This is a genomic window from Pseudoclavibacter terrae (assembly GCF_008831075.1).
GTDB classification, from domain to species: domain Bacteria; phylum Actinomycetota; class Actinomycetes; order Actinomycetales; family Microbacteriaceae; genus Pseudoclavibacter; species Pseudoclavibacter terrae.
Map to the genome: position 1 here is coordinate 327,877 of NZ_WBJX01000005.1, position 25,040 is coordinate 352,916.

The 25,040-nt window shown below is 69.1% G+C and carries 22 protein-coding genes; 6 read left to right on the plus strand and 16 right to left on the minus strand.

Going from position 1 to position 25,040, the window contains the following annotated elements:
* The first annotated feature begins 13 nt into the window (after positions 1-13).
* Complete coding sequence (locus tag F8O03_RS15240; protein ID WP_151424613.1) at positions 14-406, plus strand: hypothetical protein; 393 nt, start codon at positions 14-16, stop codon at positions 404-406.
* A gap of 129 nt (positions 407-535) precedes the next feature.
* A complete protein-coding gene (locus F8O03_RS15245) occupies positions 536-1,903 on the plus strand; it encodes an MFS transporter (RefSeq protein WP_151424614.1) in 1,368 nt (455 codons plus the stop codon).
* Between the two features lie 40 nt (positions 1,904-1,943).
* Here the strand turns inward: F8O03_RS15245 and F8O03_RS15250 are convergent, their stop codons facing one another.
* From F8O03_RS15250 to F8O03_RS15260, 3 genes are all read right to left on the minus strand, one after another.
* Positions 1,944-3,122 carry a PQQ-dependent sugar dehydrogenase gene (locus F8O03_RS15250; RefSeq protein WP_151424615.1) on the minus strand — a complete coding sequence of 393 codons (1,179 nt, stop codon included), beginning with the start codon at positions 3,120-3,122 and terminating at the stop codon, positions 1,944-1,946.
* A gap of 134 nt (positions 3,123-3,256) precedes the next feature.
* Positions 3,257-3,472 (minus strand): SCO4848 family membrane protein, encoded by a 216-nt coding sequence (locus F8O03_RS15255; RefSeq protein ID WP_104311286.1) that lies wholly within the window; start codon positions 3,470-3,472, stop codon positions 3,257-3,259.
* Positions 3,473-3,481: 9 nt separating this feature from the next.
* Positions 3,482-4,048: a gamma carbonic anhydrase family protein gene (locus F8O03_RS15260; protein ID WP_151424616.1), complete on the minus strand. Its 567-nt coding sequence runs from the start codon at positions 4,046-4,048 to the stop codon at positions 3,482-3,484.
* 79 nt (positions 4,049-4,127) lie between these two features.
* Between F8O03_RS15260 and ffh the strand changes: the two genes are divergently transcribed.
* The gene (gene ffh, locus F8O03_RS15265) at positions 4,128-5,699 is read left to right on the plus strand and encodes a signal recognition particle protein (protein ID WP_151424617.1); all 1,572 of its coding nucleotides are present in this window, start codon (positions 4,128-4,130) and stop codon (positions 5,697-5,699) included.
* A gap of 169 nt (positions 5,700-5,868) precedes the next feature.
* On the opposite strand, the gene F8O03_RS18155 is transcribed toward ffh, so the two are convergent.
* Positions 5,869-7,215 (minus strand): choice-of-anchor L domain-containing protein, encoded by a 1,347-nt coding sequence (locus F8O03_RS18155; protein WP_167516607.1) that lies wholly within the window; start codon positions 7,213-7,215, stop codon positions 5,869-5,871.
* Positions 7,216-7,434: 219 nt separating this feature from the next.
* On the opposite strand from F8O03_RS18155, the gene F8O03_RS15275 reads away from it, so the two are divergent.
* The gene (locus F8O03_RS15275; protein ID WP_104252487.1) at positions 7,435-8,211 is read left to right on the plus strand and encodes a GntR family transcriptional regulator; all 777 of its coding nucleotides are present in this window, start codon (positions 7,435-7,437) and stop codon (positions 8,209-8,211) included.
* Positions 8,212-8,413: 202 nt separating this feature from the next.
* Here the strand turns inward: F8O03_RS15275 and F8O03_RS15280 are convergent, their stop codons facing one another.
* The 3 genes from F8O03_RS15280 to F8O03_RS15290 all read right to left on the minus strand — a co-directional run bounded on the left by F8O03_RS15280 (position 8,414) and on the right by F8O03_RS15290 (position 11,175).
* Positions 8,414-8,821, minus strand: a complete 408-nt coding sequence (locus tag F8O03_RS15280; RefSeq protein ID WP_151424618.1) for a tautomerase family protein — start codon at positions 8,819-8,821, stop codon at positions 8,414-8,416.
* 139 nt (positions 8,822-8,960) lie between these two features.
* Positions 8,961-9,965, minus strand: coding sequence for a sugar phosphate isomerase/epimerase family protein (locus F8O03_RS15285; protein ID WP_151424619.1), 1,005 nt, complete (start codon positions 9,963-9,965; stop codon positions 8,961-8,963).
* Between the two features lies 1 nt (position 9,966).
* Positions 9,967-11,175 carry a Gfo/Idh/MocA family protein gene (locus F8O03_RS15290; protein WP_151424620.1) on the minus strand — a complete coding sequence of 403 codons (1,209 nt, stop codon included), beginning with the start codon at positions 11,173-11,175 and terminating at the stop codon, positions 9,967-9,969.
* A 129-nt stretch (positions 11,176-11,304) separates the two neighbouring features.
* On the opposite strand from F8O03_RS15290, the gene F8O03_RS15295 reads away from it, so the two are divergent.
* Positions 11,305-12,336, plus strand: a complete 1,032-nt coding sequence (locus F8O03_RS15295; RefSeq protein WP_151424621.1) for a LacI family DNA-binding transcriptional regulator — start codon at positions 11,305-11,307, stop codon at positions 12,334-12,336.
* A 6-nt stretch (positions 12,337-12,342) separates the two neighbouring features.
* Here F8O03_RS15295 and F8O03_RS15300 read toward each other — a convergent pair whose 3' ends face one another.
* Positions 12,343-13,569: a galactokinase gene (locus F8O03_RS15300; RefSeq protein ID WP_151424622.1), complete on the minus strand. Its 1,227-nt coding sequence runs from the start codon at positions 13,567-13,569 to the stop codon at positions 12,343-12,345.
* 354 nt (positions 13,570-13,923) lie between these two features.
* Here F8O03_RS15300 and F8O03_RS15305 point away from each other — a divergent pair, with 354 nt between their 5' ends.
* The gene (locus tag F8O03_RS15305; protein WP_151424623.1) at positions 13,924-15,462 is read left to right on the plus strand and encodes a DEAD/DEAH box helicase; all 1,539 of its coding nucleotides are present in this window, start codon (positions 13,924-13,926) and stop codon (positions 15,460-15,462) included.
* Between the two features lie 180 nt (positions 15,463-15,642).
* On the opposite strand, the gene F8O03_RS15310 is transcribed toward F8O03_RS15305, so the two are convergent.
* From F8O03_RS15310 to iolB, 8 genes are all read right to left on the minus strand, one after another.
* Positions 15,643-16,314, minus strand: coding sequence for a GntR family transcriptional regulator (locus F8O03_RS15310; RefSeq protein ID WP_151424624.1), 672 nt, complete (start codon positions 16,312-16,314; stop codon positions 15,643-15,645).
* Positions 16,311-17,321 (minus strand): DMT family transporter, encoded by a 1,011-nt coding sequence (locus F8O03_RS15315; RefSeq protein ID WP_151424625.1) that lies wholly within the window; start codon positions 17,319-17,321, stop codon positions 16,311-16,313. Before F8O03_RS15315 ends, F8O03_RS15310 begins: the two co-directional genes overlap by 4 nt.
* A 129-nt stretch (positions 17,322-17,450) precedes the next feature.
* On the minus strand, positions 17,451-18,902 hold the full coding sequence (locus F8O03_RS15320) for a sugar porter family MFS transporter (protein WP_151424626.1): 1,452 nt from the start codon (positions 18,900-18,902) through the stop codon (positions 17,451-17,453).
* 179 nt (positions 18,903-19,081) lie between these two features.
* Complete coding sequence (locus F8O03_RS15325) at positions 19,082-19,954, minus strand: sugar phosphate isomerase/epimerase family protein (protein WP_151424627.1); 873 nt, start codon at positions 19,952-19,954, stop codon at positions 19,082-19,084.
* Positions 19,955-19,966: 12 nt separating this feature from the next.
* On the minus strand, positions 19,967-20,989 hold the full coding sequence (locus F8O03_RS15330) for a Gfo/Idh/MocA family protein (protein ID WP_151424628.1): 1,023 nt from the start codon (positions 20,987-20,989) through the stop codon (positions 19,967-19,969).
* 27 nt (positions 20,990-21,016) lie between these two features.
* Positions 21,017-21,928 carry a sugar phosphate isomerase/epimerase family protein gene (locus F8O03_RS15335; RefSeq protein WP_151424629.1) on the minus strand — a complete coding sequence of 304 codons (912 nt, stop codon included), beginning with the start codon at positions 21,926-21,928 and terminating at the stop codon, positions 21,017-21,019.
* Positions 21,929-21,989: 61 nt separating this feature from the next.
* Positions 21,990-23,888, minus strand: a complete 1,899-nt coding sequence (gene iolD, locus F8O03_RS15340; protein WP_425280958.1) for a 3D-(3,5/4)-trihydroxycyclohexane-1,2-dione acylhydrolase (decyclizing) — start codon at positions 23,886-23,888, stop codon at positions 21,990-21,992.
* Positions 23,889-23,951: 63 nt separating this feature from the next.
* On the minus strand, positions 23,952-24,863 hold the full coding sequence (gene iolB, locus F8O03_RS15345; protein WP_151424631.1) for a 5-deoxy-glucuronate isomerase: 912 nt from the start codon (positions 24,861-24,863) through the stop codon (positions 23,952-23,954).
* Between the last annotated feature and the right edge of the window lie 177 nt (positions 24,864-25,040).

The following is a 25,040-nucleotide window of genomic DNA, read 5'->3' on the forward strand; positions in this document are numbered from 1 at the left end:
GAAGAGGTCTCTGATGGAAGCTGACGCGCTGTTCGTGTTCCTGTCCTACGCGCTCGCGGTGGTGCTCGCGGGTGCGGGCGGGGTTCTCATGGCGTTCGGCTCCGTGCCGCGGCGATCCTGGCGCATGGTCACCTTCGCGATCGTGAGCCTGCTCGGCGCGGCGCTCCTGATCTGGACGGCGTTCGGGTCGCGGCCGTGGCTCTTCGTGGTCTTCGTGCTCGTTGCCGTCGTCGCGAACGCGGTCACGAGCGCGCTGCGGTGGAGGCTGCTCCCGCAGCTGGCCGGGGCGCCGCTGCCTGAGCTGTTGCGACTGGTGCTCCTGCGTCCGGACATCCTCCGGCGGATGGCCGCTGACGCAGCCCAGCTGGAGGCGGACCGGCGTCGCCGCGAGCACGGACGTGGCTGAGCGTTCGTCGGACGCGGCCGCGCATCTCCTGAGTCCGGAGAGGGCACTCGGTTTTCCCGTGGCGCGAGACGAACCGGGCAATTCGTGGGACGGCGGAAGGAAACGTCGCCCGCGGCGGTTGTCTGCCTCGTGACCCGCCAGCAACGCCAGATCCTCGTCATCGCGATCCTCGCCTCGTTCGTGGCCTTCCTCGACGGCTCGGTGACGAACGTCGCGCTCCCCGCCATGGTCGCGGAGCTCGGCGGTGGACTCGGCACTCAGCAGTGGATCGTGGATGCGTACCTCATCACGCTCGGCTCGCTCATCCTGCTCGCGGGCTCCCTGTCTGACGTGTTCGGTCGCATCTCGGTGCTGCGATTCGGGCTCATCGGGTTCGGCATCACGAGTGTCGCGATCGCGCTGTCGCCGACCCCGGAGTTCGTCATCGTCGCGCGGGCGCTGCAGGGGGTGGCGGGCGCGCTGCTCGTTCCGAGCTCGCTCGCGCTCATCATCTCCGCGTTCCGCGATGCCGCGCAGGCGAAGGCGATCGGCATCTGGACAGCCTGGACCGGCGCCGCGTTCCTCGCCGGCCCCTTCCTCGGGGGCCTCGCAGCTGACTACGTCACCTGGCGTCTCGTGTTCGGCATCAACGTCATTCCGATCCTCGTCACGCTCTGGATGCTCACCCGACTCGACAAGGGCGTCGACAGCAAGTCCGGTGGGCGCATCGACGTGCTGGGCGCGGTGCTCGGCTTCCTCGGCCTCGGCGGGCCCGTGTTCGCGCTCATCGAGCAGGGCAACTACGGGTGGGGAAGCCCCGTCGTCCTCCTGCCTCTTGTGCTCGGCCTGCTCAGCTTCGCGGGATTCCTGTTCTGGCAGGCTCGCGCGCCGCAGCCGATGCTGCCGCTTGGGCTCTTCCGCATCCGCAACTTCTGGGCTGGCAACATCGCGACGGTCTTCATCTACGCCGCGCTCTCGCTTGGCGGCTTCGTGCTGGCCATCTACCTGCAGCAGGTGGCCGGGTTCACTGCCACGTTCGCCGCGCTCGCGACGCTGCCCACGTCGATCGCCAACGTGGCGCTGTCCTCGTGGTTCGGTTCGCTCAGCGGACGCTTCGGGCCGCGCCTCTTCATGACGCTGGGACCGATCCTCGCGGGCGTCGGCACCCTGATGTACTCGGGGCTCGGGGCAGAGGTGAACTACTGGACCCAGGTGCTTCCGGGCGTCGTCGTCTTCTCGCTCGGCCTCTCGATGACCGTCGCTCCGCTCACGTCCGCCATCCTCGGCTCCGTGCCGACGACGCAGTCCGGCATCGGCTCGGCCACCAACAACGCCATCTCGCGGGTCGCCGGCCTCGTGGCGATCGCGATGATCGGCGTCATCGCCGGCGGCACGATCGACGTGGACAGCTTCCAGCCGCTCATGTTCGTGACGGCTGGCCTCCTCTTCGCCGGGGCGCTCAGCTCATGGCTCGGCGTGCGGAACCCGAAGCCGGAGGCTGTCGCCGCGGCGACCTGACATCGACCGGACGCGGGTGGATGCGCAGGCCGGGGAAGCGTCAGGTCGCGCTGAGCGTGAACTCGAGCAGGGTGTCGTCGCCCTCCCTCGGCGAGCCGCGCCCGTCGGTGTTGTTCGTCAGCACGAGCAGGGTGCCGGATGAGGTCACGACGGCGTCGCGGAGGCGTCCGAACTCGTCGACGTAGAGCGCCTCGTCGCTGGCTTCTGAAGCCTCCGGGATGTTGATCTTCCAGAGGCGCTCCCCGCCGAGGCCGGCCATGAAGAGCGTGTCGCGAGCGTACGCGAGCCCGCTCGGGCTGGCCTCGTCGGTCGACCACTGCAGGATGGGGTCGAGGAACGCGGGGTCACCGCCCTGGCCTTCGACGTTCGGCCAGCCGTAGTTGCCGCCCGGCTCGATCCTGTTGAGCTCATCCCACGTGTTCTGTCCGAACTCGCTCGCCCACAGCGCACCGGTTCCGTCGAACGCGAGGCCCTGCGGGTTGCGGTGTCCCATCGAGTAGACGCGGTTGCCGAACGGGTTGTCGGCGACGGGGGATCCGTCGAGCTCCATGCGGAGGATCTTGCCGTTGAGCGAGTTCTGATCCTGGGCGAGATCGGTCTGGGATGCGTCTCCGGTCGAGGCGTAGAGGTAGCCGTCCGGGCCGATCGCGAGTCGCCCGCCGTTGTGGTTGCCGGCCTTCGCGATGCCGTCCACGATCACTTCGGGGGCCCCGACGCCGAGGCCACCCTCCCAGGTCACGGGGAAGCGCACGATGCGGTTGTCGGCGTCGGCCGTGTAGAAGGCGTACAGCCACCGCTCGGCGTCGTCGCTCGTCCCCGCGAGGGCGAGGCCGAGGAGGCCGCCCTCGCCGCCCGGGGCGACGTCATCGATGGTCGTCACGACGCGATTGGGGTTCGAGCCGTCGGCGGACACCTCGACGATCTGGCCGGAGTCGCGCTCGCTCACGAGGAAGTCACCCGTCTCCAGCTCGACGACGGACCACGGGGCCCGAAGGCCAGTCGTGACCACTCGCGGGTCGCCGCTCGGGGCGACGGGGCCCGGCTCTTCGGCCCCGTCCTCCGGCGTGGCGGGAGCCTGGCTCGTGGAAGCGGGCGACGGGCTCGCCGTCGTCGACGCCGTGGCCGTCGCCCCCGTCTGGGGTGCGGTCGGCGCGCATCCGGCGAGGGCCAGCGCTGCGACGGCGGCGAGGGCGATGAGCGGAGCGGTGCGCTTGGTCATGGTGGCGGCCAATCGTTCGACGACGGATGCGACCAGTCAAGCCGAGCAGTCTGTGCTGACGCTCCGTGCCGGGCTGCCGCCTGCCCGGCTGCCGCCCGCCCGTGCCATCAGCGCGAGGGCGGCCGCGACGCGGCTCAGTTCGTCAGCAGGAGGATGCCGAGCAGCGCCTGAGCGATGCCGATGACGAGCGCCGTGAGCACGAGCACGGCGTGCACGGTGAGGAAGCGAGTGGGGCGACCGTTCTCGTCCCGAGCGCGCGGGTCGTTGGAGACCCGACGGTAGAAGGAGGGCCAGACGAGCACGTTGAAGACGGCACCGACGAGCAGGGCGATGCTTGCGAGGAAGACCATGCCCCAAGCCTATGGGCGGGCGGTGGCGTCCTCGATCGAGATGGCGGAGCCCGCGTGGCTCTGCCGCTTCGCGAGGGAGACGTAGCCGCCCGCGTGCGGAATGAACGCAGCGCTCTCCTCTGCTGTCAGCTCGCGCCGGACCTTGGCGGGTACCCCGGCGACGAGGACGCCGTCGGGGATGCTCGCGCCCTCGAGCACCACGGCGCCCGCGGCGACGAGCGAGCCCGTGCCGATGATGGACCTCGAGAGGCACGCGGCCTTCATGCCGATGAGCGTGCCGTTCGCGATGGTCGTGCCGTGCAGAAGCGCCTGGTGGCCGGCGGTGACGTCGTCGCCGATGATCGTGTCGACCTCACGCTCGACGTGCACCACCGTGCCGTCCTGCAGGTTCGACCTGGCGCCGATGACGATGCGGCCACCCACATCCGCTCGCAGCACGCACCCGTACCAGACGGACGATTCCGGGCCGATCTCGACGTCGCCGACGATGACGGCACCCGGCGCGATCCAGGCGCTCTCGTGGATGCGGGGCGTCTTGCCCTCGAACGGCAGAATCAGGGGAGCGGCACTGGTCATGCTCCGATACTCGCAGTTGCGCCTCTCCTTCGCGACCCCGCACGCCGGAGTCCGCCACCTCGGCTAAAATGGGCGGACTATGGCCATTTTCGGGAACCTCTCTGACCGGCTGACGCAGACGCTCGCCGGCCTCCGCTCCAAGGGCAAGCTCACGCCCGCCGACGTCGACGGCACCGTGCGCGAGATCCGTCGCGCCCTCCTCGAAGCCGACGTCGCGCTTCCCGTGGTCAAGGACTTCGCCGCGCACGTGCGCGAGCGGGCCCTCGGCGACGAGGTCAACCGCGCCCTCAACCCGGCTCAGCAGGTCGTGCAGATCGTCAACGAGGAGCTCGTGCGCATCCTCGGCGGCGACACCCGCCAGATCGAGTTCGCCAAGCAGCCGCCGACGATCATCATGCTCGCCGGCCTCCAGGGTGCCGGAAAGACGACGCTCGCCGGCAAGCTCGCGAAGCGGCTCGCCGGGGAGAAACACACGCCGCTGCTCGTCGCGGCCGACCTCCAGCGTCCGAACGCCGTCACCCAGCTGCAGGTCGTCGGCCAGCAGGCAGGCGTGCAGGTCTACGCGCCCGAGCCGGGCAACGGTGTCGGCGACCCGGTGCGCGTCGCGACGGATGCGGTGCGCTTCGCGAAGGACAAGCTGCACGACGTCGTCATCATCGACACGGCCGGCCGCCTCGGCGTCGACCAGGAGCTCATGAAGCAGGCGGCGGACATCCGCCGCGCCACGAATCCCGACGAAGTCCTCTTCGTGATCGACGCCATGATCGGCCAGGACGCCGTCGCCACGGCCAATGCCTTCCAGGAGGGCGTCGACTTCACCGGTGTCGTGCTCTCGAAGCTCGACGGAGACGCCCGGGGTGGTGCCGCCCTCTCGGTGGCGCAGCTCACCGGCCGCCCCATCATGTACGCGTCGACCGGTGAGGGGCTCGACGACTTCGAGGTCTTCCACCCCGACCGCATGGCGAAGCGCATCCTCGACATGGGTGACATCCTCAGCCTCATCGAGCAGGCCCAGAAGGCCTTCGACGAGGACGAGGCGATGGAGATCGCGGGCAAGCTCGCGACCGAGAACTTCACCCTCGACGACTTCCTCAAGCAGATGCAGCAGCTGCGCAAGGCCGGCAACTTCAAGAAGATGATGGGCATGCTCCCGGGCATGGGCCAGATGAAGGAGGCGCTCGAGAACTTCGACGAGCGCGAGCTGGTCCGCACCGAGGCGATCATCCAGTCGATGACCAAGGCTGAGCGGCAGAATCCGAAGCTGCTCAACGGCTCGCGCCGCTCGCGCATCGCCCGCGGTTCCGGTCGGACCGTCACCGACGTCAACGAGCTCGTGAAGCGCTTCGAGCAGGCGGCGAAGATGATGAAGACCGTCGCCCGTGGCGGTACCCCGCAGATCCCCGGGATGGGGCCGATGCCGGGCCAGCACGGCGGTCGCAAGGCTGCGGCCAAGGGCGGCAAGAAGAAGCAGCAGGGCAAGCGAAGCGGCAATCCAGCCAAGCGCGCGCAGCAGGCCGTCGAGGAGGCCTCGGCTCCCAAGCGCCCGGGTGGCGCGTTCGGCGGCGCGGGTCTCGGACGGCCCGCGGCTGCCGACGGGCAGCCGAGTGCGGCGGAGCTCGAGCAGCTCCAGAAGTACCTGGGCCGCGGGTAGCTCGGCACGTTCTCGCGGGGCGGGAGCTGACGGAGGGGCGCATCCATCTCGGTGGATGCGCCCCTGAGTCGTTAAGCGTGTTCGCGTCGCGCATCGCCCCGTGCCCGGCAGAACGCAGGAGGGGCGCATCCGCTGACGGATGCGCCCCTCGTGCGTTCGTGCGCTGCCGTTAGTCGGACTTCCTCATGCGGCGTGTGAGGAGCAGCACGGCGCCGGCTGCCAGCAGGAGCCCTGCGCCGATCGCCAGAGCGGGGGCGAAGCCGTCAGCACCGGTTGTCGCGAGTCCACCCCCAGCGGCTGGCGGGGTCGTGTGGGTCGAGGTCGGCGTCGGGGTCCAGGTCGGCGTGGTGGTCGTCGGGACAGGGGGGACGACGGTCGCGGTCGGCGTGGCCGTGCTGGTAGGCGTCGGCGTGGTCGTCTCGGTGGGCGTCGGCGTTGGCGTCGTCGTCTCGGTCGGCGTCGGCGTCACGACGACGGGGCTGACCGTGATGGTGACGGTCGCCGCCTCGCTGTCGACGGAGCCGTCGTTGGTCGTGAACGTGAAGCTGGTCTCTCCCTCGAAGCCGTCGGCCGGGGTGAAGGTGAGGTCTGCGCCTTCGCCGCTGAGCGTTCCGTTCTCTGGCTGCGTGAGGACCGTGTAGGTCAGCGGGTCGCCCTCAGCGTCGTCGCCCGTGAGCGTGATGTCGAGGGGTGTGTCGATGTCGGTCGTCAGGTTCTGCGAGGCCGCCGTCGGCGGGGTGTTCGAGCGGAAGCTGCCGGCCTGGATGAGGACCGCCGAGTCGAGGCTAGAGTCGCCTCTGTCTGCGATGACGAGCTTGATGTGGTTCGTCGCTCCCTGCTGGACGGGGGCGGATAGGCCGAGGACCGTCGTGAGTCCGTCGAGTCCGGTGTCGAAGGCACCCGAGCTGACGGGGTTGTCGCGGTAGAGGCCCGTGTTGCGCAGGTGGTTGATGTTGTTGATCGCGACGGCGGTGTCCGTGCCGTCCGCGTCGAAGGTCGCGTAGTTCGTGCCGTTGACGAAGAACGCGAAGACGTCGTTGTAGTTGGTATCGACGTACTCCTGGTACTCCTCCGATCCGAAGACGTAGGAGAACGCGATGCTGTCCTCGGTGGGGACGAAGTCGAACTCGAGCACGGCCGCGTCGCGAGTCGAGCCCTCGACGATGTCGTCGAGGTCGGTGTCGCCTGGGAGGCCGTGGGAGGTGCTGGTCGACCCGGATTCGTTCGGACCGAGCAGCGCGCCCCCTTCACCGGCCGAACCGGTTGTCAGGGTGAGGCCGCTCTCGACGCCGAGATCCGTGAATCCCGAGTAGCTGCCGGAGGCTTCGGGGGCGCCCGTGTAGACGACGTTGGAGACCGCGGTCTCGTCGCCCACGAGCGTGGCGACCAGCTCTTCCGGTGTCTGGCTGGTGAGGTCGGTGACGGTCTGCCCGGGCGAAGCGGCGGCGGTGCCGACTCCGACTCCGAGAAGAAGGACGGACGTTGCCCCTGCGGCGAGGGCGGTGCGGAGTCGCATGTGTTCTCCTGAGGATCTGAGGGTTTGGTGATGCTAAGCCGCCAGTTGCCTGAAAATCAAGAGAATCTTGGGAAACAGGATGCGCCGTTGCGCCCCGTGACGAGATGGTGGGGCGCATGTGACTCGTGTGAATGCGCGCCACCCCGATGAGTCGCCGATGGTGAGGGCTCGGCGACAGGTACGCTTGTCCGGTCATCAAGTCGTCCGAGGAGTGCGCCATTGAGCAATGAAGCTGCGACTACAGGCGAGGCCCGACTCCCGCTCGGGCTGTTCGTCGGCATCGACCGTTCGAGCCCCGTCCCGCTGTACCACCAGGTGTCGGAGCGCATCGAGAAGGCGATTCGAGACGACACGCTGCCGGCGGGGTCGAAGCTCGAGAACGAGATCTCCCTCGGACACCGGCTCGGGCTCTCGCGCCCGACGGTGCGCCGCGCTATCCAGGAACTGGTCGACAAGGGACTCCTCGTCCGGCGCCGCGGCGTGGGCACGCAGGTCGTGCACGGGCCCGTCACCCGCAACGTCGAGCTCACGAGCCTCTACGAGGACCTCGAGCGGTCCGCGCAGAAGCCGACGACGACGCTGCTCTCCCGCCGTGTGGAGGCTGCGACGCCCGAGCTCGCCGAGACGCTCGGCATCGAGGTCGGGAGCCCCACGCTGCACATCTCGCGCCTCCGGAGCGCCGATGGGGTCCCCCTCGCGGTTCTCGACAACGTGCTCCCGGAGCCGTTCGTGGAGCTCACCGAGGACGAGCTCATCCAGCACGGGCTCTACCAGCTGCTGCGCGCCCGCGGCGTCACGATGCGCATCGCCAAGCAGCGTATCGGTGCCAGAACTGCGTCTCGCGAGGAGGAGCGCCTCCTGGATCTCTCCGGCGGCGCCGCAGTGCTCACGATGTCTCGCGTCGCGTTCGACGCGACGGGGCGCGCCGTCGAATACGGCCGACACTGCTACCGGCCGGACCTCTACACGTTCGAGATCACGCTCGTCGAGCGCTGACCGGTGCTGACCGGTGCTGACCGGCGCTGGTAGCGCTGACCCGCGCGACGTGGCGATTTGGTCGTCGTCCGCGGGTCGATGACCACCGCCGGCAGCGCGAGTTCTCCGGATGCGCGAGAAGACGCTGCCAGCCGATGTGCCCTCCGCAGGGGGTGCGGTCGGGCGCATCGGCTGGCGGCGTCTGGCCGACTCGGGGTCGAGGCTAGGCGCGGTTGGGAACCGCGAGCTCGCCCGTGAGGTACTGGGCGCGGCCGAAGCCGAACGTCCAGTCCTCCGGGCCGTTCTCGACGTAGCCGATGAAGACGTCGTTGCCGTCGACGCCCTGCTCGCCGAGCGCTTCGGCGATGCGAGCGTAGAGCGACTGCTTGGCCTCAGTGGTGCGGCCGCGCTGCGTGAAGATCTGGATCATGACGACGCCGTTCGAGCGGTCGAAGCCCAGCCCGGCATCCTGGGCGATGATCTGGCCGCCCTGGTGCTCCGTGATGATCTGGAACCGGTCGCGAGCGGGGATCCCGTACTCGGCGACGATGGCGTCGTGGATGGCGTCGGCGATGGACGAGATCTGCTCGGGCGTGCGGCCGGCGTTGACGTCGATGCGTACGAGAGGCATGGTGCGGTGTCCTTGAGGTCGAGGGGTGACGTTCGTTGTCTGATGACGAAGTCTAGCGCCAAAAGACCTAATGTCCTAACAAATGCCCCCAGTGGTCAGACGCGGAGTCCTGGCAGGAGAGTCGCGCCCACGACGGAGATCAGAGCGACGCCTCCAGTGCCGCGTCGGCGTCTCGGAGCACCTTCGCCGCGACCTCGAGCCCCTCGATGCGGCCGAGCGACGTGTCCTCGTGCTCGATGTTGACCCACATCTCCGGGTCGACCTCTTGCAGAGCGCGGAGGAACTCGGTCCAGAACGCGGTGTCGTGGCCGCGTCCGAGAGCGACGAAGTCCCACGCCGAGGTCGTCGGCCACTCGTTCGCCCACTCGTCGCCGCCGAGGTTGGTGCGCGGCTCGTCGGCGGACAGTCGACGGAACCGGTTGTCCAGCACGCCGTAGATGGCGGCTGCCGGGTTCACGCGAACATCCTTCGCGGCGGCGTGGAACACCCACTTGCCCAGGTCTCGCACGACGGCAACCGGGTCCATCTGCTGCCAGAAGAGGTGCGAGGCGTCGAGCTCGACGCCGATGTTCGTCGTGCCGGCCCGCTCGATGAGCTCGCGGAAGTTCGCCGGGTTGAAGGCGACGTTCTGCGGGTGCAGCTCGAGCGCAACCTTCACGCCGTGCTCGCGGGCGAGCTCGTCGATCTCCGCCCAGAACGTCGCGGCGACGTCCAGCTGGTAGTCGATGACGTCGAGTGCCGCCGAGTTCCAGGCGTTGACCACCCAGTTCACGGTCGTCGCTCCCGGCTCGCCACCGGGGAGGCCGGACATCGTGACGACGCGGTCCTGCCCGAGGCGGGCCGCGAGGCGGATCGACCGGCGGATGTCCTCGGCGTGCTTCGCGGCGATCGCGCGGTCGGGGTGCAGCGGGTTGCCGTTGCAGTTGAGACCGGCGATCGAGACGCCGGTGCCCTCGAACTGTGCCAGGAACGCATCCCGTGCATCATCGCTCTCAAGGATCTCGTCGAAGTTCGGGATGTGCGTTGCCGGGAGGAAGCCGCCCGAGTTGAGCTCGATCCCCGTGAGGCCGAGGTCGGCGATGACCTTGATCGCCTCCGGCAGCGGCCGGTCGTGGAGGATCGCGTTGTAGACGCCGAGACGCATGTCAGGCTCCGATCTTGTGCGTGGTGGTGGGGTTGACGCGCACGGCCGAGCCGTGTGCGGCTGCTGATGCGGCGACGGCGTTGAGCAGCTCCATGTTGTGGATGCCATCTTCGAAGCCGGCGCAGCGCGGGAGCGATTTACTCTCGGGAACGCCGGCGACCTCCTCGAGGAAGGAGCGCGCCTGGTAGGCGAACGCGTCGTTCTGCCCGAAGCCGACACTCGGGGCGTCCATCGCGAGCCCGCCGGCGACGTAGGGGTGTTCCGGTCCGAGGATCACCTGCCGGTACCCGTTCTGGGCTGAGGGGACATCGTTCAGGAAGAGCTCGATCTCGGAGGGGCGACGCTGGTCGTACCTGGCGGCGCCGTTCTCGCAGAAGACCTCAAAGGTGAGGCTGTTGGCATGGCCCCGAGCGACGCGGGAGACCTCGATGGCGCCAGCGCCGTCCGCGAACTTCAGTGAGAACGCGGCGTAGTCGTCGTTCTCGACGGCCTCGAACGTGTCGCTCACCGCCGCGTGGTCGTGGCCGAGGACGGCTCCGAGCGGGAGGGGGCGCTCGTGGATGACGGTGGTGAGCGTTCCGCCGCTGACCTCCTGGATCTCACCGCCGAGGAACTCTGCGATGTACGCCATGTGGCTCCCGACGTCGGCCAATGCGCCGCTGCCGGCTGCGCCCTTGAAGCGCCAGCTCATCGGGCCCTGTGGGTCGCAGGCGTAGTCCGTCCAGTAGCGCCCGCTGAAGTGGAGCAGTCTGCCGAGGGTGCCGTCCTGGATGAGCTGGCGGATGTAGGCGATGCCGGGGGAGCGGCGGTAGGTGAAGCCCACGCGTGCGATGGAGTCGGCGCGCTCGGCGGCTGCCGCCATGGCGGAGGCGTCTTCGATGGAGTCGCTGAGCGGCTTCTCGCAGAGCACATGCTTGCCTGCTGCGAGGAGGCCCTCGACGGCCTCTCGGTGCAGGGAGTTCGCGATGACGACGCTCACGACGTCGATGTCGTCCGCTGCGGCGATGGCCTGCCAGGACGAGTCGGTGCGCTCGTAGCCGAAGCGCTTGGCGGCGAGGGCGCCGAACTCCGGGTTGATGTCTGCGATGGAGACGAGGCGGATCTCGGGCAGCGTGGGGCTGTAGAGCGTGGATGCGACGCGGTACGCCGCGGCGTGTGCGCGCCCGGCCATGCCTGCGCCGATGACGGCGACGCCCAGTGAGGTGGACATTGGTTCTCCTGTGGTTCTGCGTTGGCTGAGGTGGTGAGCGCAGGCGACCGACGACGGCGTTGGAGCGCTACACTGGAAGGTAGGACATGAAATAATGTCCTGTCAAACGATCCAAGTTCGGAGTGTCGAGTGCCACCAACGTCCCGCCGAAAGCGACCGACGATCTACGACGTCGCTGAGCGCGCCGGAGTCTCCAAGTCGCTGGTGTCGCTCGTGCTGCAGAACTCGACACGAGTCAGCGATGAGAAGCGCGCGGCCGTGCGAACCGCGATCCAGGAGCTCGGCTACCTGCCGAGCCGGGCGGCCACGGCGCTCGCGGGGAACCGCACGCGCGCGATCGGCGTGATGATCGACGACTTCAGGAACCCCTGGTTCGTCGACCTCCTCGGGGGCTTGCAGGAGGTGCTGAACGGGCCCGGTTTCCACGTCACGGTGGCTGACGCGAACCTGAACGCGCACCTCGAGCAGTCCCCGATCAGCGGTTTCCTGGCCGCCGGCGTCGAGGGTCTTGTCATCGGCGGCGACGTGGATGCGGTGCCTGGGGAGGGCTTCCCCGTGCCGACCGTCGTCGCGGGCAACCGAGCGACGGTGCCGGCTGGCGCCGACCTCGTGGCCAACGACGACGAAGCTGGCGCGCGCCTCGCCGTCGAGCATCTGCGCTCACTCGGCCACACGAGGATCGGCCACGTCACGGGAAGTGGCCGAGCAGCCGAACTCAGACGCACGGCCTACGAGCGAGCCATGGTCGAGGCGGGGCTCCAGCCGCGCGTCGTGGGCGGCTCTGGGCCCACCGACCAGGACGAAGGGCGACGAGCCTCACGCCAGCTGCTCGAGGACTGGCCGGAGACCACGGCCGTCTTCGCCGCGAACGACGTCATGGCGCTCGGTGTGCTCGGAACGCTCGAGAGGATCGGGATGCGTGTGCCAGGCGACATCTCCATCGTCGGCTATGACGACTCGCACCTTGCAGGGGCCGAGTACCTGTCGCTCACCTCGGTCGACGACCGAAGCGCCGACGTGGGTCGTGTCGCGGCCGAGCTCCTGCTCGCGCGCATCGAGGGGCCGCATCCGGAGGTCGGAGAGCGCGGTGGGGGAACGCGCAGACTCATCCAGCCGGTGCTGACGGTGCGCGGCTCGACCGCGGCAGTGCGGGGCGACTGACGCGGCTCAGCGGTCGCGTCGGGCCCCTGCCTCAGGTTCGAAGGCGAGCACGAGGGGTGCCTCCCAGCCCTGCTCCGCGTAGGCGCTCAGCACGCTCTCGCGCAGCTCGTCGACCTTCTCTGCCGGGTGCATCACGAACACGGAGCCGCCGAGGCCGGTGCCGGTCATGCGGGCGCTTGCCGCGCCGAGGTAGGTGGCCAGCTCCACGGTGAAGTCGATGCGCGCCGTCGAGACCTCGAAATCGTCCCGCAGTGACGCCTGCGACGCGGCGAGCAGGTGGTTGCGCTCCTCCGGCGTCTCGCCCGTGCGCATGAGCTTCGTGAACTCCAGCGTGCGGGCGATCTCGGAGACGACGTGGCGGGCTCGCCTGAAGACGACCTCGTCGAGCCTGTCCGCCGCTGCGTCGAGTTCAGCGGGCCGCACCTCGCGCAGCGTCTGGCAGCCGAGCGCCTCTGCAGCCCTGGCGCAGTCGTCCGCCCTCGATGCGAACTCGGCCGACCAGTTGCGGTGCGATTCTCGCGTGTCGATGAGCACGCGGACCAGGCCGGACTCGGCGGGTCTCGGCGCAGGCAGGATGGAGACATCGGACCCGCGCGCGTCGAAGAAGACGTCCTCATTGCTTCGCGCCGCGTGCACGGTGATGTGATCGCTGAGCCCGCCAGGCGCGCCGACGATGTCGGCCTCGGTCTGTCGACCGATCTCGGCGAGCTCCTCGACGTTCATGCCGAGCCCCCAGAAGTCGTTGAGAGCTGTGCTGATGGTGGCGCACACGGAGGCGGAGGACGCCAGGCCGGCCCCGATGGGCACGTCCGTCGTGAGGAAGATGTCGAGGCCGGTGCCCAGGAAGAAGGGCACGCCGGGGTCCGTCTCGTCGTCATCGCCGCGAGTGCCTTCCGGCGGGTTCTCGCGAGCGAAGCGCAGCATGCTCGAGACCGCTCCGAGCGGGTACGCACGCCAATCCTTGGTGGGGATCTCCGAGGAGATCGACCGCAGATCGGTCACGGCCTCCTCGGTGGAGAGGTCGGTGACGATGCGGATGCGGCCGTCATCGCGCGGCGCGATCGCCGCGCTCGAGCGGAGGGGGATGGCGCACCCGTAGCCGACGCCGTCCTGCAGGTCGGTGTGATCGCCCATGATGCTGACGCGACCCGGCGCGGACCAGACCCCGAGGGGCTCGCGCTCGAATGCGGCCAGGAAGCCCTCGCAGACGATCGTCGTCAGGTCTCTGCTCATCTCGTCACCGTTTCTCAGGCATGGGCGAATGGGCGTCCGCCCCTGTGCATGCGCAGGCCGATTCTAATAACTGCGTCCTGAACGAGTGCCGAAACTCGGGCGGGCGCGCCGTTCAGGCGAACAGATCGGGCCGTCCACCTGGTCGGGACTGGTCTTGCGTGCTAGAGTCAGGGATTCGTGGGTCCTATTTCCCACAATCGTCGTACCGTTTGTTGTTCGAGGGCACCTTTCCTGCCTCGGCACGATTTCACGAGTTGCGGCGAACGGGCACATTCGCCCGCATCATCGCCGCAAGAGCGCAGCACTCGAGTGTTGTGCGTTCTCTGCGTGCTGATTGAAAGGCAAGACCTCCATATGACGGAAACAACCTCAACTTTCGCCGAGCTCGGCGTCCCCAAGTCCCTCGTCAGCGTGCTCGATGCAGCAGGCAAGCACGAAGCATTCCCCATCCAGCAGTCCACCCTCCCGAGCACCCTCGCAGGCCGCGACGTCCTCGGTCGTGGCAAGACCGGCTCGGGCAAGACGCTCGCGTTCGCGATCCCACTCGTCGCCCGCCTCGCTGGCGCCGTGTCCGGTGGCAAGCGCCGCCCGGGCCGTCCGCTCGGCCTCGTGCTGCTCCCGACCCGCGAGCTCGCAACTCAGGTCGCCGCGGTCATCGAGCCGCTCGCCAAGGCCGCAGGCCTCACCGTGACGACCGTCTTCGGCGGCGTCTCGCAGCGCCCGCAGGAGACCGCGTTCCGCAACGGCGTCGACATCGTCGTGGCCTGCCCCGGCCGCCTCGACGACCTCATGAAGCAGCGCATCGTGAACCTCGACGCCGTCGAGGTCACCGTGCTCGACGAGGCCGACCACATGGCCGACCTGGGCTTCCTGCCCGTCGTCACGCGCATCATGAACGCCACGCCGCAGTCCGGCCAGCGCCTCCTCTTCTCCGCCACGCTCGACAACGGCGTGGACAAGCTCGTCAAGAAGTTCCTGAACGACCCGATCCTGCACTCGGTCGACGAGTCCAACTCGCACGTCGCGGCCATGACGCACCACGTCTACGAGGCGGAGACGCCCGAGGCGAAGACGGCGCTCGTGCACGCTCTCGCGAGCGGCAAGGGCCGCCGCATCATGTTCATGCGCACCAAGCACCAGGCGAAGAAGCTCGCGAAGCAGCTCACCGCGTCCGGCATCCCGGCCGTCGACCTGCACGGCAACCTCTCGCAGAACGCCCGCGACCGCAACCTCGCGGCGTTCTCCGGTGGCGAGGTCAACGTGCTCGTCGCGACCGACGTCGCCGCGCGTGGCGTGCACGTCGATGCCATCGAGCTCGTCGTGCACGTCGACCCGCCCGCCGAGCACAAGGCGTACCTGCACCGCTCCGGCCGCACGGCACGCGCGGGCTCCGAGGGTGACGTCGTCACCCTCATGCTCCCGAGCCAGCGCAAGGACACGGAGATGCTGCTGCGTCGCGCGAAGATCGGCGTGACCCCGCAGCGCGCGAACGTCAACTCGCCGTTCGTTGCCGAGCTCGTCGGCGAAGTCGCCCCGACCGTGCGGCCCGTTCCGGGCGGACCGGGATCCGGCAACGTCGAGGTCAGCCAGGGCCGCGGCACGTCGCAGGGAGCGAACGCGCGCCGCAAGCGCGACAACGCCTCCTCGCGTGGTGGCGCACCCCGTGGTGGATCGAGCACCGGCGGCGGTCGTGGCCGCGGCGGGTCCTCGTCGCAGACCTCCTCCTCGTCCGCGTCGCGCCCCGCGCGCTCGCAGGGCGGAGAGGGCGCAGCCCAGGGCCAGCGTCGCGGAGAGGGTCGCCCCCGCCGCGCGGGCACCTCGTCGCCTGCAGCTCCGTCGCGTGGCGGCGGCGAGCGCGGTTCGCGTCGCGCCAGCTGGTCCTCCGGCCAGTAGTCAGCGACAGACACGCAGCATCCCCGAACGGGCGGGCCGAGCAATCGGCCCGCCCGTTCGCTGTCTCGCCTGCGCCGCCCACCTGCCTGCGCGCACCCCTGCGCGCACCCCTGCGCGCACCCCGAGCGAGGCTGGAGCTCGAGGTGCGCAGCGGGGCGTTGGCTGGCGGCGGGAGACGCGTCAGGCGGGGGAGTCGGAGACCAGGTGGGCGGTGAGGTCGTCGAGGTGGGCGCGCACGGCGGACGGGCCGTCGTGCTCGAGCAGGGTGAGGTAGGCCTCGTGGTCGTCAGCCAGGCCCGTGGCCTCGTAGTGCTCGTGCGCTCCCGCCAGCAGCAGGCGGACCTCGCTCTCGAGTGATCGCGAGGCCTCGCTGATCCGGGGACTCCCGGCCGCGTCGACGATGGCCTGGTGCACGGCGGCGTGCGCCGCCTCGAGCAGTCGCCAGGACTGCGCATCGCTCGCCTCGATCTCCCGCAATCGGACGATCTCGGCCTGGATCGGCTGCCGCACGGCCAGCGGCCACCCTCCTGGGTGCCTCGAGTTCACTATCCGCACCGCCTCGGACTCGAGCGCGCACCGCAGGTCCTGCATGGCCCTGATCTCGGCGTCGTCGAGGTTCGTGACCTCGACCCCCTTGTAGGGCGCCGCGTGGACGAGCCGTTCGGCGGCGAGTGCGGCGAGTGCCGTGCGCACCGTGTGCCTGGACAGTCCGAACTCGGCGGCGAGGTGCTCTTCGCGGAGCGCCTCACCGCGGCGATAGCTGCCCTCGAGGATCCGGTCGCGAAGCGTGGCGGCAAGGCCCGAGGCTGCAGTCGCCCGCGACGGCGACGCTGGAGCGCCCGCGCGAGTCACCCCAGGCCTCCGCGAGGTGCCTGGGCGGGCGCGCCAGAGGTGGCGGCGGGCGTCTCGCCGGGAGCGGGAGTCCTGTCGCGCCGCCTGAGCGCCCCCGTCGACCCCAGCACGAGCACCACGATTCCTGCCGCCAGCACGGCGAGCCCGAGTCCCTCGAGCGCTGCGAGCTGCTCGCGAAGCACGAGGAGCCCCAGGATGCTCGCGGTCAGCGGCTCCGCGAGCGTCAGCGTCGAGACGGTCGCGGCCTGCAGCTTCGCGAGGCCAGCCCCGAAGCACAGGTAGGCGATGGTCGTCGTGACGACGCCGAGCCAGGCCGCCGTCGCGAGCCCGGCCGGGGTGAGCATCCACTCGGCACCGCTCGCGAGGAGCAGCGGGATGCTGGCGATGCCGGCGACGCCGAAGGCCATGCCCATGGTGCCGTCGGCGCTCCAGCCTCGGTTCATGAGTGCCTTCGCCGAGAGGGTGTAGATGCTGTAGCTCGCGCCGGCGCCGATCGATGCAGCGATCCCGGCGAGGTTCGCGCCGCCCGAGTCGCCCGCGCCAGCCGCCGCGATGAGGCCCACGCCGAGGACGGCGATCGCGGTCGCGACGCCCCAGCTCACCCCGGGGAAGCGGCGTTCGAGTGCCCACTGCAGCAGTCCCGTGAGGACCGGTGCTGATCCGAGCGCGAGGACGGTGCCCACAGCGACGCCGCTGCCCGCCGTGCCCGCGAAGAAGAGCGGCTGGTAGAGGAGCACGCCGAGCGTGCCGAGGGCGATGAGTCCCAGCTGGGCGCGATTCGGGCGGCGGAGCCGGACGGCGTCCGGCGCGGGCTTCTGGGAGTATCCGCGGGCGCCGCGGCGACGCAGCCCCGTGAGCAGCGCCCAGGCGCCGAGCAGGGTCCCGCCGAGCGCGAGGCGGGCCGAGCCGAGCGAGAAGGCGGACACCTCTGGTGCCCCGAGCGCCTGCGCGGTGCCGGTCGTGCCGAAGCAGACCGCGGCGAGGAGGACAAGCAGGAGTGGGGCCACGGGAAGATTGTTACACAATCTGTCGAGCTCCGTGGTCGAGCGGTGGACGCGGTCCGCGAGCGAGCCGTAGACGAGCGACGGGCTCGGCCGAATCGGCCGAGCCCGTCGCTCGTCTGCGGTGCGGAGAAGCTACTTCTTCGCGGTCGGGAGGAAGATCGCGCCGGTCGTGACGCCCTCATCCAGCGACTCGAGCGTGCGGCCGCGGGTTTCCGGGATCTGCGTTGCGACGAAGATGAGCGCGACCACGTTCAGCGCGCCGAACAGGAAGAAGGTTCCAGTGATGCCCATTCCGTCGACGAGCGAGGGGAAGTACAGCGAGAGGAAGCCGTTCGCGACCCAGAGGAAGAAGATCGAGACGCCCATGCCGATGCCGCGCATGTGCAGCGGGAAGACCTCGGAGAGGTACACCCAGACGGCCACGTTGAGGAACGTCTGCATCGACCCGACGAACGCGACGACGAGGAACAGGATGACCCAGGGGCGCAGCGGGTTGCCGACCTCGAGGACCATGGACGAGAAGCCGATGAGCAGGTGGCAGATCGTCGTGAGCGTGAAGCCGATGATGAACGTCTTGCGGCGGTCGAACTTGTCCATGTAGGAGAGTGCGATGAACGCACCGACGACCGCGATGACGCCTGGCGCGATGTTGGCGATGAGGGCCGCGCTCGAGTCGAAGCCCGACTCGATGAGCACGATCTGGCCGTAGTACATGATCGAGTTGATGCCCGTGAGCTGCTGGGCGACACCGAGTCCGATGCCGACGAGCAGGATGCGCAGGAGCCACTTGTTCTTGAGGATGGCTGCGAAGCCGACCTGCTTCTCCTGGCCCTCTTCCAGCGCGACCTTCTCGACCTGTGCGAGCTCAGCTTCGGCGCGCTCGGGGGAGCGGACGGTCTTGAGGACCTCGAGCGCCTCGGCGTCACGGCCCTTCTCGACGAGCCAGCGGGGCGACTCCGGCATGCGCAGCATGCCGAAGAAGAGGCAGATGGCCGGGATGGCGCAGATGGCGAACATGATGCGCCAGACGCCGTCGAGGTGTCCGAGCGTGTTGCCGAGGATGGCGTTGATGATGAACGCGGAGAGCTGGCCGATGACGATGGCGGCTTCGTTGCGGCCGGAGATGGACCCGCGGATCTCGTACGGCGCCAGTTCGGCGAGGAAGACCGGGACGACCGTGGATGCTCCGCCGACCGCGAGGCCGAGGAGGACGCGCCCGACGACGAGCACCTCGAAGTTCGGGGTGAAGACGACGACGAGCGTGCCGAGGAAGAAGAGCACGGCGAGCATGATGATCGTCTTGCGGCGGCCCCAGCCATCGGAGAGGCGGCCGCAGAAGATGGCGCCGATGGCGGCCGCGAAGACGAGCGAGCTCGTGACGACGCCTTCCGTGAGCGGCGTCAGACCGAGCTCCTCGGTCATGGGGTTCAGGGCGCCGTTGATGACACCGGTGTCGTAGCCGAAGAGGAGACCGCCGAAGCAGGCGACGATCGAGATCAGCCCGAGCCGCGAACGGTGCGGCCCAGCTGTGAGGGGCGGGAGTGATTTCTCGGCGGTGTTGCCCGCCGGATGCGATGAGGCCATTTGGACGTCCTTGTCGTGGATGCTGCGAGGTGGAGCAAGGTTGTGCGGTGCTGCTGGCGCGTCTTCTGCGAACGCGTGTCTTGATGGTAACCGAAGAATGACGTGATGTGAATATGTCCTGACAAATCCGTCAGGAGTGACAGTGGCCCCGCAGCTCAGAGCTGCGGGGCCACACGGCGTCAGGAGGAGGCGACAAGCTCCCGGATCTTCTCCAGCTGGAACGCGGAGACCTCGTCGGCCCGCTCGTCCTCGGCGAAGACGTTCGAGACGATGAGCGCGTCCGGGCGGTCGAGGTACCCGATCTGCTTCAACGTCGCGAACAGTTCAGCGAAGTCGACATCTCCGTCGCCGATGCGAAGGTGCTGGTGGATGCGCGCCTCGTTCCCGGGAGGGTTCGAGATGTAGCGCAGGCCGTGCGAGCGGTGGTGGTCGAACGTATCCGCCGTGTAGACGGCGCCGAGCCGCTCGCCCAGTTCGGGGAGCAGCGTCGTCGCGCGGTCCCCGTAGTGGAAGGTGTGCGAGGCGACGTAGACGAAGCCCACATTCTTGCTGTTCAGGCCGCGGATGACGCGCCACCCCTCGAGCCCGTCCTCGACGAAGTCGTTGGGGTGCGGGTCGATGTTCAGCTGGATGCCCTCACGCTCGAGGATCGGCAGAAGCGTCTCCATCGAGCGGTGGAAGGCATCCTCCGACTCGTTGAACTGGGAGGGCTCCCCGCTGAACTCGGTGTTGATCACCGGGATCTCGAGCAGCGACGCCAACTCGATGACGCGCGTGAAGTTGCGGACGGCTGCGAGACGGCCAGCCTCTTCCGGGCCCGAGATGCGCTGCACCGGCAGGATCGCCGGGATCGTGACCCCAGCATCCGCCGCCCGCTTCTTGAACTTCAGCGCGTACGCGTCATCGGCCGACGGGTGGCGGAAGAACCAGGAGAAATCGGGATGGGGCGTGATCTGCAGGTACTCGTAGCCGAGGCGGGCTGCGATGTCGGGGAAGTCGAGGAAGCCGGCGTCGTGGTGGAACGGCGTCGGGTCCAGCGCGATGCGAACCATCGGAGTCTCTCCTTACGCCTTGTCGTAGAACGCGGGGCGCTCCACCTGCTGGACCTCGACGATGCCACCGTCGAACGCCTTCACGCCGGCCTCGCAGGCGAGCGCGACGCGGTAGCCGTGCCACGCGTCCGGGCCGTCGATGGTTCCGCGGGCGACCGCGTCCACCCAGCGCTGGATCTGCACGTCGTAGGCGGCCGCGAAGCGGGTCACGAACGAGCGGTGCTCCTCCTTCGCGAACGAGCCGTCCGACCAGGTCTGCACTCCGTTGGCCTGGCCGATGCGGGCGAGTCCGTTCGAGAACACTGCCTCGGTCGCGACCTGGTAGCCGAACTTGATGCTGACGTTCATCTCGACGTCGACGAGGATGCCGTTCTCGAGCTCCATGAGCACGAGGATCGGCTCGCGGAGGCGCTCGGGCGAGTTCGGGTTGCGACGCATGTACTTGATCTCGATGCTGCGGATCTCGCTGCCCGCGAGCCACGGGATGACATCGAGTTCGTGCACGACCGAGTCGTTGATGAGCATGTCCTGCGTGTACGTCTCGGGTACGTCGGGGTTGCGGTGCACGGCGCGCAGCGCGAGCAGCTCGCCTGCCTCGCCCGAGGCGATGATCTCGCGCAGGCGGGCGTACTCGGCGTCGAAGCGGCGCATGAAGCCGAGCTGGATGAGCGGTCGGTCTGACGCGGCCATCTCAGCCTCGACGACGCGCAGGGACGATGCGGAGTCTGCCGTCAGCGGCTTCTCGCAGAGGATGGGGAGCTTCTCCGCGAGGGCGGGCAGGAGCACGGGCTCGTGGAACTTGCCTGGCGTCGCGATGACAACCGCGTCGACGGCGTTCGCCGCGATGGCGTCCTCGATGCTCGTGAACCACTGCGCGCCCGGCGCGTTCTGCAGGGCCGCGGTGCCGCGTCCCTCGTCCGGCTCGATGACGGCCGAGACGATGGCACCGCTGATGCGCTTCGTGATGCGGGCGATGTGGTCTGCGCCCATGAGGCCGGCGCCGACGACGCCGACGCGGAGGTCAGTTGCAGTCATGTCGATGGTTCCTGTTCTTCTCTGGCGCTACTTCGCGCGGGCTGCTGGCGTCGAGCCGCAGATGTGCTTGAGGGTGCGCTCGGCGATCGGGTACGGGCGATCGGCGGAGCAGCCGAACATGTCCTGCTCGACGATGCCGAAGATGTTCGGGTCGATCTCGGCGGCACGGGCCACGATGGGGCCGAGCTCCGGGATGCCGTTCGGCGGCTCGACCATGATCATGTCGGCAGCTGCCTCGGCCCACGACACGTCGTTCTTGAGCACGTCGAAGAGCTTGTCCGGGTCGACCTGCTTGAGGTGCAGGTAGCCGATGCGCTCGGGGTACGCGTTCATGAGGCGGAGGCTGTCGCCGCCGTAGTAGGAGAAGTGGCCCGTGTCGAGGCACAGGTTCGTGTACCGCGCGTCGGTCTCGGTGAGCAGGCGCTCGACCTCGCGGTACGTGCCGACGTGGCTGTCGGCGTGCGAGTGGAACTGCTGCTTGACGCCGTACTCCTCGAGGAGCGCCTTGCCGAGGCGGTCGTGGCCGGCTGCGAGGCGCGTCCACTGCTCGGCGTCGAGCGTGCGGGGCTCCTTGGCCTGGCCCGTGATGTCATCGCGCCACATGTCGGGGATCGTCACGAGGTGCTCGGCACCGAGCTTCGACGCGAGGCCGGCGACGGCGATCGCCTGGTCCCAGGCGCGCTGCCACTGGCTCTCGTCCTCGTTGTGGAAGCCCGTGAAGACGGTCCCCGCCGAGAGCTTCAGGCCGCGCGACTCGAGTTCGTCGGAGAGCTGGTTGGGGTCGGTGGGGAGGTAGCCGTACGGGCCGAGCTCGATCCACGTGTACCCGGCCTTGACGACCTCGTCGAGGAAGGTCTGCCACGGGATCTGGCCCGGGTGGTCGGGGAGCCAGATGCCCCAGGAGTCAGGTGCGGTTCCGATTCGGATGCTCTGCGACATCGTCGTCTGCTTTCTGTTGAGGGTCGTTCGGGGAGGTCGAGAAGGGGGTTCTGTCGTGGCGTCAGCCGAGGAGCGGCCGCTGGGCGGCCTTCTGCTCCTTGTAGGCCTCGAGCGCGCTCTTCGTGGAGTCGAGCGTGGAGGTCTCGGCGACCGGCACATCCCACCATCCTTCGCCGTCTGGGGCGTAGAGGAGGGGGTTGCTGTTGATGTGGATGAGGGTCGAGGTGTCAGATGCCTTCGCCGCGGCCATGGCGTCGCGCAGGTCGCTGATGGCGTTGGCGCTCGGCTCGATCTCGATCGTGTCGATGCCGTAGCTGCGCGCGTTGGCGGCGAGGTCGACGGGGAGGATCTGCTCGCCCTGGAAGTTCGAGCCGGCCTCGTCGAAGGCGCGGTACCAGGTGCCGAAGCGCTCGGAGCCGACCGTCTCGGAGAGGTGGCCGATGGAGGCGTAGCCGTGGTTCTGGATGAGCACGACGATGATCTTGATGCCCTCGGCGACGGCCGTGACGAGCTCGGTGTGGAGCATGAGGTACGAGCCGTCGCCGACCATGACGATCACGTCGCGGTCGGGGGCCGCGCGGCGCACACCCATGCCGCCCGCGATCTCGTAGCCCATGCAGGAGAACGCGTACTCGACGTGGTAGCCGAGCGGGTCGCGCACGCGCCAGAGCTTGTGCAGGTCGCCCGGCAGCGAGCCGGCGGCCTGGACGACGACGTCGCGCGGGTCGCTCGCGCCCTGCACGGCGCCGATGATCTCGGGCTGGCCCGGCAGCTCGAGGCCGCTCGGCTCGAACGCGGCGTCGACGGCCGCATCCCAGCTGCTCTTCTCGGTGGCGATCTGCCGCGAGTAGTCGTCGCTCACGCGGAACCCGGAGAGGGCGCCGATGAGCTTCACGAGCGTCTCGCGCGCATCCGCCACGACGGGCAGCTGCGAGCCGTGCTTGTAGGCGTCGAACGCGGCCACGTTGATGTTGACGAAGCGCACGCCGTCGTTCTGGAACACCGTGCGGCTCGCCGTCGTGAAGTCGCTGTAGCGCGTGCCGATGCCGATGACGACGTCGGCCTGCGCCGCGAGGCGGTTCGCCGCGGTCGTGCCGGTCGCTCCGATGCCGCCGAGGTACTGCGGGTGGTCCCAGTCGAGGGAGCCGCCGCCAGCCTGGCTCGTGCCCACCGGGATGCCCGTGGCCTCGACGAAGGCGCGCAGCTCGTCCTCAGCACCCGAGTAGATGACGCCTCCGCCGGCGACGATGATGGGGTTCTTCGCGTTCTTGATCGCCTCGACCGCGCGGGCGAGCGGGCCGGCCTCCGGGAGGGGGCGGCGGATGTGCCACTCGCGCTCCTCGAGGAAGGCGAGCGGCACGTCGATGAGCTCCGCCTGGACATCCTCCGGCAGCGCGATCGTGACGGCGCCGGTCTCGGCCGGGTCGGTGAGGACGCGCATGGCGGCGAGCGCGATCGAGTACAGCTGCTCGGGGCGCTGCACGCGGTCGAAGAAGCGGGAGAGGGGGCGGAACGCGTCCGTCACCTGGATGCCCGTGTCGTGCGGGAACTCGAGCTGCTGCAGCACGGGGTCGGCGACGCGGGTCGCGAACGTGTCGCTCGGCAGGAGCAGTGCCGGCAGGCGGTTCGCTGTGGCGAGGGCGGCGCCCGTGAGCATGTTGGCGGCGCCCGGTCCGACGGATGCGGCGCTCGCGTACGTCGCGCGGCGGCGGTGCATGCGCGCGTAGCCCACCGACTGGTGCACCATCGCCTGCTCGTTGCGCGCCTGGAAGTACGGCATGAGGGTCGGGTCCTCGACGTTGGCCTGCTTGAGCGCCTGCCCGATGCCGGCGACGTTGCCGTGGCCGAAGATCCCGAACATGCCGGGGATCGTGCGCTCGCGCACGTCGCCGTCGACGGTGTACTGCTTGCCGAGGAACTCGACGAGCGCCTGGCCGACGGTCATTCGCTTGGTTGACATCTGCGTCATCTTTCTGCGTTGGTACTGAGCTGGTGCTGGTGCTGGTGCGCTGGACGCGCGGAGTTACTGCTGTGGGCCGTACGGGAGGCGGGAGTCGAACTCCTGGGAGGTCCACTGCTCGCGCACCCAGCCGTGGGCCGGGTCGTCGCTGATGAGCCACTCGCGCGCCTCGTCCGGGCCCGCCATGACGTTCAGGTAGTAGAGGTCGTAGCCGGGGGCCGCGACGGCGGGGCCGTGGTAGCCGAACGGGACGAGCGCGATGTCGCCAGTGCGCACGATCTCGTTGATGGAGATCTCGCCGGCCGGCGACGTGTAGGTCGCGAACATGCCGAAGGCGTCAGCGCCCTCGGGCACGGTCGCGTTCTTGGTGGGCTCGCTCTCGAAGTAGTAGATCTCCTCGAGCCGGCTCTCGTGGCCCGGGTGGTGCTCGTCGTGCTTGTGGGGAGGGTACGACGACCAGTTCTCGGCCGGTGTGATGACCTCGCACACGATGAGCTTGGCTGCCTGCAGCGAGCCGGGGATGCCGAAGTTCTGCACCTGCCGGCTCGAGCGGCCGGCGCCGCGCAGCTCGACCGGCACGTCGCCCTTGCGGAGCAGCTGGAACGGGAAGACCTGGGTCGTCGGGGCCTCGGCGACGGCGACCCTGCCGTTCCCGGTGACGACCGCGCTGGTGCCGACGGGGAGGTAGGCGACGTCTGCTGGACCGTCGAAGACCGAGGGTCGGCCCTCGAGCTCGACGGATGCGGGCGCATCCGCGCCGTCGAGCTCGAGGGACGCGTCTCCGCGGAGGGGGATGACCATTCGCTCAATGTCGCCTGCGGGCAGCTCGAGGCGCACACCATCGGAGAGGTCTGCGACTCGGATGCCCGTGTGTTCCCAGCCGGGGAGCGTCGCATCGACGACGCTCTCCCAGCCGTCTCGCGAGAGGGCTCCGCGGGCCCTGAACCAGGTGTTCTCTGCTGCTTGTGAGGACATTGCTCGTGAGTCTTTCTTGGTGCGAATGGTCTGGCTGGCCGTTGGAGGCTAGTCGTTCTCGGGGAAGCCGAGGTTGATGCCGCCGTGCTTGGCGGGGTCGAGCCAGCGGCTGGTGACGGCTTTCTCGCGGGTGTAGAAGTGGAAGCCCTGGAGGCCGTAGGCCTTGCTGTCGCCGAA

Coding starts and splice junctions, on each gene's coding strand:
- F8O03_RS18155 (WP_167516607.1), bottom strand. CDS start 7,215: ATGCGACTCCGCACCGCCCTCGCCGCAGGGGCAACGTCCGTCCTTCTT.
- F8O03_RS15285 (WP_151424619.1), bottom strand. CDS start 9,965: ATGCGTCTCGGCGTCTACAACGCGATCCTCCACGACCGGCCGCTGCCG.
- F8O03_RS15330 (WP_151424628.1), bottom strand. CDS start 20,989: ATGACTGCAACTGACCTCCGCGTCGGCGTCGTCGGCGCCGGCCTCATG.
- F8O03_RS15250 (WP_151424615.1), bottom strand. CDS start 3,122: ATGACCAAGCGCACCGCTCCGCTCATCGCCCTCGCCGCCGTCGCAGCG.
- F8O03_RS15255 (WP_104311286.1), bottom strand. CDS start 3,472: ATGGTCTTCCTCGCAAGCATCGCCCTGCTCGTCGGTGCCGTCTTCAAC.
- F8O03_RS15240 (WP_151424613.1), top strand. CDS start 14: ATGGAAGCTGACGCGCTGTTCGTGTTCCTGTCCTACGCGCTCGCGGTG.
- F8O03_RS15290 (WP_151424620.1), bottom strand. CDS start 11,175: ATGTCCACCTCACTGGGCGTCGCCGTCATCGGCGCAGGCATGGCCGGG.
- iolD (WP_425280958.1), bottom strand. CDS start 23,888: ATGTCAACCAAGCGAATGACCGTCGGCCAGGCGCTCGTCGAGTTCCTC.
- F8O03_RS15260 (WP_151424616.1), bottom strand. CDS start 4,048: ATGACCAGTGCCGCTCCCCTGATTCTGCCGTTCGAGGGCAAGACGCCC.
- F8O03_RS15300 (WP_151424622.1), bottom strand. CDS start 13,569: ATGAGCAGAGACCTGACGACGATCGTCTGCGAGGGCTTCCTGGCCGCA.
- F8O03_RS15320 (WP_151424626.1), bottom strand. CDS start 18,902: ATGGCCTCATCGCATCCGGCGGGCAACACCGCCGAGAAATCACTCCCG.
- iolB (WP_151424631.1), bottom strand. CDS start 24,863: ATGTCCTCACAAGCAGCAGAGAACACCTGGTTCAGGGCCCGCGGAGCC.
- F8O03_RS15305 (WP_151424623.1), top strand. CDS start 13,924: ATGACGGAAACAACCTCAACTTTCGCCGAGCTCGGCGTCCCCAAGTCC.
- F8O03_RS15335 (WP_151424629.1), bottom strand. CDS start 21,928: ATGTCGCAGAGCATCCGAATCGGAACCGCACCTGACTCCTGGGGCATC.
- ffh (WP_151424617.1), top strand. CDS start 4,128: ATGGCCATTTTCGGGAACCTCTCTGACCGGCTGACGCAGACGCTCGCC.
- F8O03_RS15325 (WP_151424627.1), bottom strand. CDS start 19,954: ATGGTTCGCATCGCGCTGGACCCGACGCCGTTCCACCACGACGCCGGC.
- F8O03_RS15280 (WP_151424618.1), bottom strand. CDS start 8,821: ATGCCTCTCGTACGCATCGACGTCAACGCCGGCCGCACGCCCGAGCAG.